Source organism: Fretibacterium sp. (genome assembly GCF_057312375.1).
Window position 1 is genome coordinate 59,897 of the sequence record NZ_DBHLDX010000004.1, and the last position, 14,381, is coordinate 74,277.

Consider the following 14,381-nt stretch of genomic DNA (forward strand, 5'->3'; position numbering starts at 1 on the left):
GGACCTGCGGAAGGGAGGTTCTGTACTATGAAAAGCGTTTACATGGATCACGCGGCAACGACGCCCACGGACCCCCAGGTCCTGAAGGCGATGACGCCCTATTTCACGGAAGTCTACGGCAACCCGTCCTCCGTCTACTCCCTCTCCAGGGGGAGCCGGGAGGCCATCGAAAAGGCCAGAGGACAGGTGGCGGCCGCGCTCTCCGCGGACCCGTCGGAGGTCTATTTCACCGCCAGCGGCACCGAGGCGGACAACTGGGCGTTGAAGGGCACGATGGAGCGGATGCGCGCCCAGGGCAAGGACCATCTGATCACGACCCAGATCGAACACCACGCCATCCTCCACACGGCGGCCTACCTGGAGAGGGTGGAGGGCCTCAAGGTCACCTACCTGCCCGTGGACTCCGAGGGGCGGGTGCGCGTTTCGGACCTGAAGGCCGCCCTGACGGACCGGACGGGCCTCGTTTCCGTAATGTTCGCCAACAACGAGGTGGGGACCATCCAGCCCATCGGGGAGATCGGCGAGCTGTGCCGCGAGCGCGGCATCCCGTTCCACACGGACGCCGTACAGGCGGCGGCCCAGCTGGACATCGACGTCCGGGCGCTGAACATCGACATGCTCTCCCTGTCCGCGCACAAGATGTACGGCCCGAAGGGGACGGGGGCCTTTTACCTGAGGAAGGGCCTGCGCCTCGAGAACTTCATTCACGGCGGCGCTCAGGAGCACGGACGGCGCGCCAGCACGGAGAACATCGCGGGCATCGTGGGGCTGGGGGCGGCCATTGTCCTCATGAAGTCCCGGCTTCCTGAGGACAAGCCCCGCATCTCCGCCCTGCGGGACCGCCTGATCGACGGCATCCTGACGAAGGTCCCCCACGCGAAGCTGAACGGTGCCCGGGGCGAACTTCGCCTGCCCAACAACGCGAACTTCAGCTTCATCGGCGTCGAGGGCGAGACGCTCCTGCTGGACCTGGACGCGAAGGGCATCTACGCCTCCACGGGCAGTGCCTGTTCCTCCGAGTCCCTGGACCCGTCCCACGTGCTGCTGGCCCTGGGGCTGTCCCACGAGATGGCCCACGGCTCCCTACGCCTGACGCTTGGCCGGGAAACGACGGACGAGGACGTGGACTACGTGTTGGACGTGCTGCCGAAGATCGTGGCCCGGCGCCGCGAGATGTCCCCCCTGTGGGAGGACTACCTCAAGGGAATCGGCGAGCTGTAGACCGAGGCGGGGGCGCTTCACCAGAGGAAAATCTGCCCCGTTTCAGTGTCTTTCGTTTACGGGGATTCTTTCGTTCCCGGAGAGAATGAGGTACAATAAGAACACCCTTTTTGGAGGGGATAGCATGGCACTGGATTACAGTCAGAAGGTGATGGACCACTTCACCAACCCGCGCAACGTGGGCGAGCTCAAGGACGCGGATGGAGTGGGTGAGGCGGGGAACCCCAAGTGCGGGGACATCATGAAGATCTACCTGAAGGTGAACGATCGGAACGTCATCGAGGACGTAAAGTTCAAGACGTTCGGGTGCGCGTCGGCCATCGCCTCGTCGAGCATGGCGACCGAGCTCATCAAGGGCAAGACCATCGACGAAGCCTGGGATATGACCAATCAGGCCGTAGCCGAGGCGCTTGACGGACTTCCACCCGTCAAGATGCACTGTTCGGTCCTGGCGGAGGAGGCCATTCACGCCGCGCTGAACGACTATCGAACGAAGCACGGTATGGCGGCCATTCCGATGGAAAAGCACGGCGACTAGCCGTTTCGGAGGGCCGCCGGCGCCGTCGATAAAGGAGGTACCGGATGAAAAACATCTCGAGCGTCATCGTTGAGTACCTTGAACGAACCATGCTGAACAAGGGGCTGGCGCTGTACGAGTCCGACGAGGGCAAGTACATGGCCATGGACGAGAGCTTCAACGTCCGCTTCAAGTTCGACCTCGAATTTACGGACAGGGCCTTCGTCTGCCACACCCTGATCCACACCGACGGGGAGCTGCAGCTCAGCCATTCCGTCAACATCGCCTGGACCAACGGCAAGGCCATTCGAGACTTCTTTCAATACCTTCAAGAACTGTAGCATGCTTCGCGTCGCCTCCTTAAGCGGCACACAATCCCCACGGACAAAGCAGCGCCTGGCCTAAGGCCGGGCGCTGCTTTGTCCTTTCGCAGGGGCTTGAAGACGAAGGCGTTTCGCCGACGGCTATGCGCCCCGGTAGACCTCGCGGAACACGTCCACCGCCGCCTCGAGGATGCGGTCGTTGAAGTCATACTCCGGCGTGTGCAGCGCGGGCCAGCCCGCGCCGTTCCCGACGTAGAAGATGGCGCCGGGGCACCGCTTCGTGTAGTGGCCGAAGTCCTCCGACGCACGCCAGGGGGCCTCCATCCAGACGACCGGACGTCTCAGCCGTCCGGCCGCCGCCTCGATTTTTGCGACGCAGCCGGCGTCGCTCACCGTCGCGGGGAAGGGGTCCGAGATGTCGAACCCCACCTCCAGGCCCTCCGCCGCAGCCAGAGCGATGGCCCGGCCCCGCACCTCCGCCTCGAAGGCCTCCATCTCCGCCTCGTCGTCGGCCCTCAGCGTCATGGACACTTCGCCTTCGCCTGGCGAGATGCCAAAGTCCCGATGGCCCACCGACAGGTTGACGACCGTGGCCAGCACCATCCCCCGGTGGGGGCGCGCCAACAGGGCTCTCACCTCCGCCACCAAGGCCGCCAGGGCGAAGGCCGGGTTGTTTCCCTTCTCCGGCTCGCTGGCGTGGGACCGACGGCCCGTCATGCGGACGGTAAGCCCCCTGGACGCGCACTGGCACAGGCCGTTCCGAAGGATGACGCTGCCCTCCGGATAGCCGCTCCGGTTGTGGAAGGCGTAGACCTCCGAGACGTGCCGCTCCGGCAACAGGGCCGCTGCGGCGGCTCCCCCCTGTCCGGTCTCCTCCGCCTGTTGAAAGATCAGGTAGACGGACCGGGGGCACTCCATGGCCTCCAGCTCCAGGGCCAGGCCGCAGAGGGCGGCGCTGTGCCCGTCGTGGCCGCACTTGTGCGAGACGCCCGGGGTCTCTGACGCATGGGGGAGCGGGATGGTCTCCGGGATCGGCAGAGCGTCCATGTCCGCGCGGAAGGCGACGGCTGGCGTCCCCTCACGGTATCGAGAGGCGTAGAACCACCCGCCGCAGTCCACCACCGCAAGCGTCGTGTTCGACCCGATGAAGTCCATCAAGCGCCGTTTCGTCCAGCCCTCGTGCATCGCGAGCTCCGGGTGCGCGTGCAGTTCGTGGCGCAGCTCCACAATCTTCTTCAGGTTCTTCCCGTCCATTTCGTCGCATCCCTCCCTGGGGCGTGTCTCGGCCCGGGGGCGGAGCACGCCGCTATTATACGCGAAACCGCCCGAGGACGGCTCACGCCTCCCTGCGGCCGATGCTGAGGTCGATCTTCGAGAACTCCCCGATAAAGCGGACCGTATAGTCCACCACGGCGTCGACGATGGCCTGTCCCGTCTCCCGACTGGCGCGGCTCGGGCTGTCGTCGTAGCCCGCGTCGCCCGACGGGATCGAGTCTTTGGCGTTTCGGATCATCTTCACCGTAGCGCCCTCGAAGAGGACGTTGTGGATGTGGACGTTTCGAAGCGTGTCGCTGAAGTGGACGACCTCGCTCGCAAAACAGTCTTCGGGATGCACCCAGTCCGGCCTCACCGCCATGGCCGCGGAGGCCTCGATGCCGCCGCCGTGGCCGCACTTCCACTCCGCCTTCATCTCCGCGCAGGTCACCCACCAGTCGATCTGGGCCGCCTGGCCTCCTCGCTGGTACAGGTAGAGCGCCGCCGTGCTGAGGGCGGGCCAGTTGCCGCCGTGGCCGTTGAAGAACAGCACGCGGCGCACGCCACAGCTCAATACGGCGTCCACGATGCCCTTGAGAACGCCCGTGAGGGCTTCCTCGCCGATGTCCACCGTGCCGGGGAAGGCCTTCAACGAAGGGCTGACGCCGTAGGGCATCGTGGGGAGGACGAGCACCTTGTCCGGCAACCTGGCCTCGATCGTGGACGCCATGGATTCCGGGATAATGTAGTCCGTCCCAAGAGGGCCGATGGGGCCGTGTTCCTCCAGGTTGCCGATGGGCAGGAGGGCGACGATCCCCTCCCCGTGCTTCGCCGTGAGCTCGCTGGCCTTTTTCCACGAATAGGACGCTAAATACATGAAGTCGCTTCCTTTCTCAATACAGACAGGTTCAAAACGAATTCGTCGCCTCAGCCGAAATGACGCTTCAGCGTCGCCTCGGAAACCGGCTTCGTCACAAGGCTGACGAGCACCGTGACGACCATCGCCACGACCCACGTGGGGATCAGGGCGTTGAAGCCAAAGGTGTAGCCCTTCAGGGTCGAGGATATCTCCACCAGGCTGCCCAACCCGATCTTCTCCAATATCTGAGGCGAGGCCGAGAGCGGGATGTAGAGCAGCACGCCGGTCAGGATGCCCGTGACGGCCCCCACGCTCGTCGTGCGCTTCCAGTAGAGCCCCAGGAGGACGGGCGTCGCCCAGATCGTCAGGCCGCCAAAGGAGAAGAGGATGATGTCGAAGATGGCGCTGGGACGCCAGATTCCGAACAGGATGGCGACGACCCCAAACACGCAGGTCACGACGCGGGAGAGCCTCAGAATCTCCTCGTCCGAGGCGTTCCGGTTCATCAGGTTCTGATAGATGTCCCTCGAGATGCCGCCCGAGGACACGACCAGCAGGCTGTCGATCGTGGACATTCCCGCTGCCATGATCCCCGCGATCATCAGAGACGCGAAGACGGGGGACACGCCCTTCTGAAGGATCAGAGGCACGATGAAGTCCATCTGCTTCCCTTCGAGGCCGGGGACCGAGACGATGCCCAGGACGCCGACCCACTCGATGAGCGTGGCGGACACCCACATGCCGAGGGTCCCCAGGATGACCGCCTTAAACATGACCTTGTAGTTCTTCATCGTAAAGAACTTCGTCGCCAGCGTCGGACTTCCGATGTTGAAGAAGCTCCACATGACCACCATCGAGACGAGGGCGGGCCAGGGGTAGGCGCCCGTAGCGCCGGGATGGGCCATGTAGGCGGGGTTCAGCTCAAACAGCTTTGCGTTGATGGCCTCGAGGCCGCCGCCCATGTCGAGAGCCACGAAGAACGCCACGACCGCCGTGACGACCATCAGAAGCCCCTGGATGACGTCCGTCAGCATGGCGCCACGGATGCCGCCGCTCATGCAGTAGACGATGACGATGAGCCCCGTCGCGACGACGCCGATCCACTCCGGATAGCCCGTGAACGTGTTGAAGATGATGCCCGCGCCGATGATCTGCGCCCCCATCATCGGGACCATGAAGAACACCATCAGGACCGCCTGAAGGCCGCGGAGCAGGTTGGACTCGTAGCGGTCGCCCAGGTAGTCCGCCATCGTCATGAACCCCTGCTCGTGCCCCAGCTTGATCAGCTTCCTGCCCACGACCAGCGCGGGGATGATCATGCTGAACACCAGGCCGGGGACGGAGACCGTCAATCCGGGATATCCCTGCCGGTAGCATGCGGCGGGCACCCCCATAAACGTGCTCATGCTGTATTGCGTCGCAAAGTAGGCGATGCCGCTGACGATCGCGCCGGCCTTGCCGCCCATGACGAAGAACTCCTTCAGCGAGTTGGTTTCGCGCGCCGAATAGAAGCCGATCAAGGCCATGATCAGGAAATACCCGCCCAGGACGAGAAAGAACGTCCCCGTGGCAGGCACCAACATCGTGCTGACGTCCATTTGCAAAATCCTCCTTAGCTCTGAAGGGAACGCGGACCATTAGTCCTCCGTCCCAAACGCCCGATACTCCTCACGCCCCATCGCCTGCCAGTAGAACAGGAAGATCAGGACCATGACGGCCACCGTGAGCCAGAACCAGCCCACCATAAAGAGCGGCAGCCCCTTCCACGACGGAACGTACTCCGTGGAGTAGAAGCACTTGACCGGCAGCATCACGACGACGTACGCCGCCAGAAAAACACAGGACCACCTTGTTTCAAATGCGTTATCCCACATTCCCATATCTCTCGCGCCTGCCTTTCAAAATCAAAACAATGTCAAAACAATTCCGTGCTCCGTACGGGTCCCTCCCCGCGGAGGGGCAAAGCGTTCAGGGCGTCGACCAACAGGAGGAGGCGGTTCAGTTGCGACGCCGCGTAGTTGAGGAGGACGGCCTGGGCGCGGTCCGACCCCGTGCCGCGCAGCAGGAGGCGGGCCGCCTCCGAAAGCCCGGGGACGAAGTCCGCCCCTCCGCTCCAATCCTGAAGGTGAGGCCCGCGGGCAGCGTAGTACATCCGGTTCAGCAGCCTGACGGCGCTCAGCGCCACTGCGAGGTCCGTGCCGCCGCGCTCCCGCCATGCGTCTTGAAACCCGTCGAGCGCCGCGCACAGAGTCCCCAGGTCCAGCCAGGGGCGCAGGGCCCCCCGCAGCTCCTTAAGCCACTCCTGCAGGGCGTCGCACAGCGCCGCGACGTCGAAGGGCACGCCCTCTCCCGCTTTCATCAGGCCGGACAGGCCCGACGCATAGATCCCGGCGTCCGTCTCCAGCACCTGGCGATCGCAGAAGTCCACCGTATCCGCCTCGGTGTGCCACCACCAGGGCATGGAGGTGCCGCCCGTCCTGTTGGGGTCGCCCTGGGGCAGCGCGGAGGTCCAGATGAAGAAGGGGGACACGCCGATGTTCTGAAAGGACTGATCCCAGGAGCGCACGCGCCCCACCGGGGCCCCTCGTTGTCCCGTGACGCCGTACACCGCATCGGCCGCCAGGGCAAACAGGTCCGGTCCGGCGGTGACGGAACTGAAGTCCGACGCGCCCCTCATGCCCGGCATGTCGATGTTCGTGTAGCAGAGGCAGTGCTTCAAAACCTCCCCAAAGTGCTCCCGGGCATAGTTGGAGGACCCCGTGTACTTGCCGAACTCGTGTCCGGACCACCAGCAGACCCGCAGGCCGAAGCGCCGCCTCTCCATGCGGGCCGCCGCCAGAGCCAGCGCCAGGGCAAGAGCGGCGCCGGTGGCGTTGTCCGTAGCCCCGTAGTGCTTGCTGTCCAGGTGAGCTCCCACCAGCAGGAAGTACGGCTGCCCCTCCGTAGAGGTAACCCGCGCCTCAAGGCGGACGACGTCCGAAACCCGGACCTCGCTGGAGCAGGACAGAGAGAGCTCCGCGCCGTCCCGCCTCATCAGCTCGCGGCCGTCCGCCCCGTTCACTGCCAGCACGGGGATGCCCGGCAGCCACCTCGTCTCCTCCGGAAGGGGGGTCCCCCACATCATCGCGACGCCGCTCTGGTGGATTTCCCGCTCATCCTCCGTGGGCCAGCAGATGACGAAGCCCGCCGCCCCGCGATCCTGGGCGGAGAGCACGGCCTCCGGAGAGAAGGAGCGCGACAGCACGATGCGCCCCGCAAGGTCCTGTTTTGTGCCGTGCGGGACGCGGGAGGAAAGGTAGTCCAGGGGCGAGACGGGGAAGTCCTCCGCGCCCATCCTGTGGCCGACGCCGCGCACGCCGTCTGCCGGCGCGGAGAAGTTCCACGCCCTGGCCGGGAAGCTCCTCCCGGACGCCCCATCGGCGAGCGTCACAACGCCCGGCCCCCCAAAGGCCAGAAGGCCCTTCTCCGCGCTTCGAGAGCAGGAGACGCCAGCCCCTGCAAGCCGGGATTGGATGTACTGCCTGGCAGCCTCCTCCCCCTCGCCGTCCGAGCGCCTCACGAAGGAGGCAATCCGTAGGAAATCCTGGTAGAGTTCGTCGCGGTCCAGGAGGGAAGCCAAGTCCGCGGTGCGATCGTTCAGCATGTCATATCAAACCGCCTATCTGCCACTCTAAGCCTTAATGAAGAAGCGCCTATGACCCCAAAGCGGTCAACGACGCCCTGCCCTCCGTCCAATGCCCCTCCAACACTCGGCCCTTCAGCCCATAGCCTCGGTCACGCCCCTGCATCGGCCCAGAAAATCCGCAATGAAAAGCGGGGCTGCCGACCGGAACGACAGCCCCGCCTCCTGGAGGCGTCCCGGCAAAGCTCTATTTCTCGACCGTGACGTTCTCCAGCTTATGATATCCCGCGGGGTCCAGGACGAAGCCGTGGACCTTCTTGGACGTTCCGGAGTTCAGCGTGCTGTAGACCAGAGGTGCGTTGTTGGAGAGGTCCTGCAGGATCTGCTCCAGGTCGGCGTAGGCCTTGCGGCGGATCGTCTCGTCCGTGTTGCCGCGGCCCAGGTCCACCAGCTCATCGACCTTGGGGTCCTGGATGAAGCTGCGGTTCCCCGGCGCGCCGGTCTGCGTGGAGTACACCAGGGAATAGTAGGTGTAATCGGCGTCCGCCGTCGAGGTGGTCCAGCCGAAGTACGCCATGTCGTGCTCGCCCTTGGAGGTGCGCTCGATGAAGCTCCCGAACTCCATGACCTCCACCTCGCACTGGATGCCGACCTCCAGCAGCATGGCTTGAATGGCCTGACAGACCTCGATGCGGGTCTGATTGTCGTTCACCCACAGCTTGCAGGAGAAGCCGTCCGGATATCCCGCCTCGGCCAGAAGCTTCCTGGCCAGCTCGACGTCGTACGTATAGGGCTTGTCTCCGGCGTAGCCGAACACGCCCGGCGCGATGAGGTCGCCGGCCGGCTCGCCCCCGCCGTACATGATGGAGTCGATGATCGTGTTCACGTCGATGGCGTGCCGGATCGCCTGGCGCACCAGCTTGTTGTCAAAGGGCTTCTTCTTCATGTTGAACGAAAGGTACCAGCAGTTCAGGCCTGCCTTTTCGTTCAATGTCAGGTCGGGGTTGTCGCGGACCTTCTGCTGGTCGTTGGCCTGGATGTCGTTTGCGATGTCCACCTCGCCCGTCTCGAGAGCGATGGTACGCTGCGCGGCCTCCGGGACGACCTTCATCACGAGGTTCTTCGTCTTGGGGGCGCCCGCGTAGTACTCGTCGAAGGCCTCCAGCTTCAGGGAGTCTCCCTGCTTCCAGCTCACGAACTTGTAGGGCCCCGACCCGACGGGGTTCAGACGGAAACGCGCCTCGTCGGCCTTCACGTAGGCCTCCGGAACGATGGCCGAGGAGGGGTGCGCCAGGTTCCGCAGCGCCGCCGCGTAGGGCTTGGCCGTCTCGATGACGACGGTGTGATCGTCCACGACACGGACCTCCTTGATGAAGTTCACGATGTAGGAAACTGCGGTGGAGGCGATCGCCCGATCCAGGGAGAACTTCACGTCCGAAGCCGAGAGGGGAGAGCCGTCGTGAAACTTGATCCCGCTGCGGACGTGGACCTCGAGCTCCGTGTCGCTGAGGTACTTCCACGACTCCGCGATCTGCCCCACGATCTTCCCCTCGTCGTCCGTCGTGAACAGCGTGTCGAAGATCTGGTTCGTCGCCATGACGGCAGGGGTCTCCTTGCCGATGTGGGGGTCCAGGGACGTGACGTCAGCTCCCTGAGCCCAGGTCAACGTGTCCTTGTTCTCCGCCGCCGACAGCGCAACCGGCTGGGAGAGCGAGAGGACGAGCGCCGCGATGAGCAATGCCGAATGGAACCGCTTCATAAAACAGACCTCCTGTAAAAGAATTTAAGCACCATAACCGGGGCCTCCCGGGTTATGTCGAGTGACGCCCGCCTCAGCACAGCGTGCAGGCGCAGAGGTGGCCGGGAGCGACCTCACGCAGCGGCACGTCCGCCTCCGAGCAGGCCGGCGTGGCATCGACGCACCGCCCGGCAAAGCGACAGCCCGGCTTCGGGTCGATCGGCGAGGAGATCTCGCCCCGCAGGATGATGCGCTCCGTCACAAAGTCCGGGTCCGGCGTCGGGATCGCCGAGAGCAGCGCCCTCGTGTAGGGGTGCAGCGGGTTGGCGAAGACCTCGTCGGCGGACGCCAGCTCCACGACCTGACCCAGGTACATCACGGCGATCTCGTCGGACAGGTGCTTGACGACGGAGAGGTCGTGCGTGATGAACATGTAGGTCAGGCCCAGGTCGCGCTGCAGGTCCTGCATCAGGTTCAGGATCTGCGCCTGGATCGAAACGTCGAGGGCCGACACCGGCTCGTCGCAGACGATGAACTGCGGGCTGAGGGCCAGGGCACGGGCGATCCCGATCCGCTGCCGCCGCCCGCCGTCCAGCTCGTGGGGGTAGGCGTTGATCAGGCGCTCGGACAGTCCGACGAGGGCCATGATCTCGCGCACCTTCTGCCGGAGCTCCGGCTGCTTTCGGCTGGCGTAGACGCCCTGGATCAACAGGGGTTCCGTGATCGTTTCAAAGACGGTCATCCGCGGGTTCAGGGAGGCGAAGGGGTCCTGAAAGACGATCTGCATCTCGCGCCGGAGCGCCTTGAGCCGCGCCGCGCCAAACCCCAGGATGTCCTCTCCGTTGAACTGCACCGTGCCCGACGTCGGCTCCTGAAGCCGCAGGATGCTGCGGCCCAGCGTCGATTTTCCGCAGCCCGACTCCCCTACCACCCCCAGCGTCCTGCGCCGGCGGATGCTGAAGGACACGTCGTCCACCGCGTGAAGCGTCCCGCCCTTCGTGCTGAAGTACTTCTTCAGGTGCTCCACCCTCAGGATTTCATCGGTCATGCGACACCCTCCCTCTGGCCAGGACGCAGCGCACCGCGTGTTCGCCACCAAGCTGCACGAGCGCGGGAACTTCCCTGCTGCAGACCTCCGCGCTGTGGGGACACCGCTCCGAGAAGGGACAGCCCGGAGGCAGGTTCGTCGGGTCCGGCATCAGGCCGGGGATGGGGCGCAGGCGGTCCGACTTCCTCTCAAGGCTTGGGATGGAGCCAAAGAGCCCGATCGTGTAGGGGTGCTGGGGGGACTTGAAGATCTCGCGCAGGACCCCGTACTCCATCAGCGTTCCCGCGTAGATGATCGCCACGTAGTCGCAGTTGTGGGCGACGACGCCCAGGTCGTGGGTGATGAGGATGACGGAGGTGCCCAACGCCTTCTTGAGGTCCCGGATCATCTCCAGCACCTGAGCCTGAATGGTGACGTCCAGCGCCGTCGTGGGCTCGTCCGCGATGAGGAGCGTGGGCGCGCAGGCCAGGGCGATGGCGATGCCAACCCGCTGCCGCATCCCGCCGGAGAACTGATGGGGATACTCCCTGCCCCTCTGTCCGGGAATCCCCACCATCTCCAGGATGCGGCAGGCCTCCTGCCAGGCCTCCTGACGACGGAGGTTCTTGTGCGCCTGGATGACCTCCATGATCTGATCCCCGACGGTCATGACGGGGTTGAGGCTCGTCATGGGGTCCTGAAAGATCATGGAGATGCTGCGCCCACGAATCTTGCGCATCTCCGCTTCCGACAGCTTCAGCAGGTCCTGTCCCTCGAACAGCACCGAACCCGACACGATCCGTCCGGGCGGCGCGGGGATGAGCCGCAGGATGCCCTTGCCCAGCGTCGTCTTCCCAGCGCCCGTCTCCCCGACCACGCCCAGCGTCCGCCCCTTGACGAGGCTCAGCGAAACGGAGTTCAGCGCCTTGACGACGCCGTCGTCGGTCTCGTAGTGGATGGCAAGGTCCTTGATCTCGATCAGCTTTTCCATGTCGGCCGCCTCAGCTCTTCAACTTCGGGTCCAGCGCGTCGCGCAGGCCGTCGCCCACGAGGTTGAGCGCCAGGATGGTGAGCATGATCCCCGCGCCGGGGATCATGGTGATGTGCCACGCATCGCGGATGTACGTTCGGGCGTTGGAGAGCATGGAACCCCACTCCGGGGTCGGCGGCTGGATGCCCAGGCCCAGGAAGCTCAGGCCCGCGATGGAGAGGATGGCGCCGGCGACTCCCAGGGTGGACTGAACGATCAGGGGGGCAAGCGAGTTGGGGACGATGTAGCGCATGATGATGCGCGGGTTGTCCGCGCCGACGGATCGAGCCGCCTCGATGAACTCCTGCTCCTTGATCGTGAGCACGGAGGCGCGGAGCGTGCGGGCAAACGTCGGGACGTAGGCGATGCTGATGGCGATCAGGACGTTGACCAGCCCCGGCCCCAGAGCCGCCACGATGGCCGTCGCCAGGAGCATGGAAGGGATCGCCAGCAGGACGTCCATGGCTCGCATCAAAACGTTGTCCAGTCTCTTGTAGTACCCTGCGACGGCCCCGATGAGCCCTCCCAGAAGCGTCGAAAAGGCGATGCCCGCCATCCCCATGAAGAGGGAATAGCGTATTCCCCAGAGCATCCTGAGGAACATGTCGCGCCCGAACTCGTCCAGGCCGAAGATGTGCTCCGCGCTGGGGCCCTTCAGCCTCAGGCGAAGGTTCTGCTTGATGACGTGCGCGTTGTAGAACGCCCGGCCGTCGGCAAAATCCCAGAGTATGGTCACCGCCGCGACGGCGGCCAACAGGAGCAGGAAGGCCAGAGAAAGGATGGCCAGCCGGTTCTTGCGGAACCGGCGCCACGCCTCCTCCCAGAGGGACCTCTGCTCGCGCTGCGCGTTGTCCTGCGAAATCCGATCGTTCATGGGGCACCTCACGCCTTCTGGTACTGAGATTTGATCCGGGGGTCCACGAAGGCGTAGATGATGTCGACCACCAGGTTGACGACGGAGAACATGACGGCCAGGAAGATGACGGACCCCAGCACCAGCGGCATGTCCTTGGACTTGATGGAGTCCACCATGAGCCTCCCCAACCCCGGCCAGGAGAAGATGGTCTCCGTCAGCATGGCGCCGCCCAGGAGGTGCCCGAACTGAAGCCCCACCGCCGTGACGATGGGGATGAGCGCGTTGCGCATCATGTGCCGCATGGTGACGGCGCTCTCCGAAATGCCCTTGGAGCGCGCGGTGCTGATGTAGTCCTGTCGGATCACCTCGAGCATACTGGAGCGCGTCATCCGGACGATCGTCGCCGCACAGCCTGTGCCGAGCGTCAGGGCGGGAAGGATGAGGCTCTTCATGAGGGGCACGAACCCTTCGCCCATCCCCTGCGAGGGCAGCCAGCCAAGCCCCAGCGAGAAGATGAGGACCACCAGGAGCCCGAACCAGAAGTTGGGCATGGCGACCCCGATGAGCGACAGGACGGTCGTCGTGTAGTCGAGCAGGGTGTACTGGTGCTTCGCCGAGATGATACCGGTGGGGATTCCGATGAGGAGCGCCACAAAAATTCCGGCCAGGGCCAGGACGCAGGTCGCGGGGAAGCGCTCCAGCACCATGGCCATGACGTCGATTCGGTTGCGGTAGGAAACCCCCAGGTCCCCGTGCAGGGCGTCCTTCATGTAGATCAGGTAGCGCACGACGATGGGCCGATCGAGGCCGAGCTCCTCTCGCGTCCGCTGCAGGAGCTCCGGCGTCGCGCCGTCACCCAGGATGATGGCGGCCGGGTCCCCAGGCGTCAGGGCCAGGATGAAAAAGACGATGAACGTAACACCAACCAACACGGGAATCATCATCAGGAGCCTACGTAGAATATAGCGCAGCATCAACTATCAGCCTCACCTTGCAAGTAATACTGAAGTTTTTTAAAAAATGCTCTCCCATTATATCACTTCACAAAAGAACCTTGTCACCGCAGGCGAGGAAACGCGCAAAAGGGGCTCGATGCGCCCCTGGCTCCTACTGCCAGGCCGTGCTGAAGTCCCCCTCCAGCATACGCTGATAGGCGGTCACGAGGCGCGCGAACATTCGTTCGTAGGGCGCGCGGGCCTCCGCGCTCAGGCCGGTGGACCAGATGCGGCCGGACGCGATGTTGTAGGGGATCAGGCGGTTGAGGGGCAGGCTGGCCGCCACGGGATACCTCTCGCCGGCGATGACCTCCTCCGCCATTTGAGCGAGGCGCGTGGCGTCGTACCCCACCTTGACCAGCGGCAGCTGGCTCCTGTCCTTGCCGCACTCCCGCGCGACGGAGTAGAGCACGCCCAGGTTGGAGAGCGAGAAGAGGTCCGGCCGCACGGGGACCAGCGCGATGTCGGCAAAGTTCAGCGCGACCTTGGAGATCGCCCCCATCGACGGCGGGCAGTCCAGGACGATCCAATCCTCCGGGGCCTCGGCGTCCTCTGGGGCAAGGGCCCCCTTCACTCGCAGGCTCTCCTTGAAGTAGCCCCGGATGAAGGAGAGGGCGTCCGTGAAGTTGCGCTGGGGGTCCAGGTCCACGGCGAGAACCCTGTGCCGCTTCATGAGCGCCATCTGGGTCAGGATGAGGGACAGCGTGGTCTTCCCCACGCCCCCCTTATGGTTGATGACCGCCACCGCAAGTTTCTCCAAGTCCGCGTTCCTCCGTTCGCTCCAAACTGCCGGCCCGAAGCAGGGCCTCCATAGCTTAACACACTACCCGGCCAACGAGGCCTTCTTCAAGGCCCAGGGCGACCGGTACGGTCAGGGCGTGGAGAACGTCCTCGCCAACGGCGCGTTCCAGCTGACCTACTGGGATCAGGGCGGCTCCC

Annotated in this window: 15 protein-coding genes; 4 read left to right on the forward strand and 11 right to left on the reverse strand. The window is 64.6% G+C overall.

Annotated elements, in window-relative coordinates; all coding sequences use genetic code 11:
• Positions 1 to 27: 27 nt before the first annotated feature.
• From nifS to ACO41U_RS01610, 3 genes are all read left to right on the forward strand, one after another.
• Complete coding sequence (gene nifS / locus ACO41U_RS01600) at positions 28 to 1,221, forward strand: cysteine desulfurase NifS (RefSeq protein ID WP_298779865.1); 1,194 nt, start codon at positions 28 to 30, stop codon at positions 1,219 to 1,221.
• A 124-nt stretch (positions 1,222 to 1,345) separates the two neighbouring features.
• Complete coding sequence (gene nifU / locus ACO41U_RS01605; RefSeq protein WP_485941211.1) at positions 1,346 to 1,759, forward strand: Fe-S cluster assembly scaffold protein NifU; 414 nt, start codon at positions 1,346 to 1,348, stop codon at positions 1,757 to 1,759.
• A gap of 44 nt (positions 1,760 to 1,803) precedes the next feature.
• Positions 1,804 to 2,079, forward strand: a complete 276-nt coding sequence (locus ACO41U_RS01610) for a hypothetical protein (protein WP_298779861.1) — start codon at positions 1,804 to 1,806, stop codon at positions 2,077 to 2,079.
• A 123-nt stretch (positions 2,080 to 2,202) separates the two neighbouring features.
• Here ACO41U_RS01610 and ACO41U_RS01615 read toward each other — a convergent pair whose 3' ends face one another.
• The 11 genes from ACO41U_RS01615 to ACO41U_RS01665 all read right to left on the reverse strand — a co-directional run bounded on the left by ACO41U_RS01615 (position 2,203) and on the right by ACO41U_RS01665 (position 14,202).
• Positions 2,203 to 3,315: a M20 metallopeptidase family protein gene (locus ACO41U_RS01615; RefSeq protein WP_485941212.1), complete on the reverse strand. Its 1,113-nt coding sequence runs from the start codon at positions 3,313 to 3,315 to the stop codon at positions 2,203 to 2,205.
• A gap of 82 nt (positions 3,316 to 3,397) precedes the next feature.
• Positions 3,398 to 4,192, reverse strand: a complete 795-nt coding sequence (locus ACO41U_RS01620; protein WP_485941213.1) for a creatininase family protein — start codon at positions 4,190 to 4,192, stop codon at positions 3,398 to 3,400.
• Positions 4,193 to 4,242: 50 nt separating this feature from the next.
• A complete protein-coding gene (locus ACO41U_RS01625) occupies positions 4,243 to 5,772 on the reverse strand; it encodes a sodium:solute symporter family transporter (RefSeq protein WP_485941214.1) in 1,530 nt (509 codons plus the stop codon).
• Between the two features lie 39 nt (positions 5,773 to 5,811).
• Positions 5,812 to 6,048: a hypothetical protein gene (locus ACO41U_RS01630; protein ID WP_485941215.1), complete on the reverse strand. Its 237-nt coding sequence runs from the start codon at positions 6,046 to 6,048 to the stop codon at positions 5,812 to 5,814.
• Between the two features lie 41 nt (positions 6,049 to 6,089).
• Positions 6,090 to 7,817, reverse strand: coding sequence for a M28 family peptidase (locus tag ACO41U_RS01635; protein ID WP_485941216.1), 1,728 nt, complete (start codon positions 7,815 to 7,817; stop codon positions 6,090 to 6,092).
• A 226-nt stretch (positions 7,818 to 8,043) separates the two neighbouring features.
• On the reverse strand, positions 8,044 to 9,555 hold the full coding sequence (locus ACO41U_RS01640; protein ID WP_485941217.1) for an ABC transporter substrate-binding protein: 1,512 nt from the start codon (positions 9,553 to 9,555) through the stop codon (positions 8,044 to 8,046).
• A gap of 73 nt (positions 9,556 to 9,628) precedes the next feature.
• The gene (locus tag ACO41U_RS01645; RefSeq protein WP_485941218.1) at positions 9,629 to 10,582 is read right to left on the reverse strand and encodes an ABC transporter ATP-binding protein; all 954 of its coding nucleotides are present in this window, start codon (positions 10,580 to 10,582) and stop codon (positions 9,629 to 9,631) included.
• The gene (locus ACO41U_RS01650) at positions 10,572 to 11,552 is read right to left on the reverse strand and encodes an ABC transporter ATP-binding protein (RefSeq protein WP_485941219.1); all 981 of its coding nucleotides are present in this window, start codon (positions 11,550 to 11,552) and stop codon (positions 10,572 to 10,574) included. Before ACO41U_RS01650 ends, ACO41U_RS01645 begins: the two co-directional genes overlap by 11 nt.
• 10 nt (positions 11,553 to 11,562) lie before the next feature.
• Positions 11,563 to 12,465, reverse strand: coding sequence for an ABC transporter permease (locus tag ACO41U_RS01655; RefSeq protein WP_485941220.1), 903 nt, complete (start codon positions 12,463 to 12,465; stop codon positions 11,563 to 11,565).
• A gap of 8 nt (positions 12,466 to 12,473) precedes the next feature.
• Positions 12,474 to 13,421, reverse strand: a complete 948-nt coding sequence (locus ACO41U_RS01660; protein ID WP_298779838.1) for an ABC transporter permease — start codon at positions 13,419 to 13,421, stop codon at positions 12,474 to 12,476.
• Between the two features lie 133 nt (positions 13,422 to 13,554).
• On the reverse strand, positions 13,555 to 14,202 hold the full coding sequence (locus ACO41U_RS01665) for a ParA family protein (RefSeq protein WP_485941221.1): 648 nt from the start codon (positions 14,200 to 14,202) through the stop codon (positions 13,555 to 13,557).
• Between ACO41U_RS01665 and ACO41U_RS01670 the strand changes: the two genes are divergently transcribed.
• Positions 14,177 to 14,381, forward strand: a 205-nt coding sequence (locus ACO41U_RS01670) for a hypothetical protein (RefSeq protein WP_485941222.1), incomplete at its 3' end; no start/stop codon positions are given. The two genes, ACO41U_RS01665 and ACO41U_RS01670, sit on opposite strands and share 26 nt — an antisense overlap.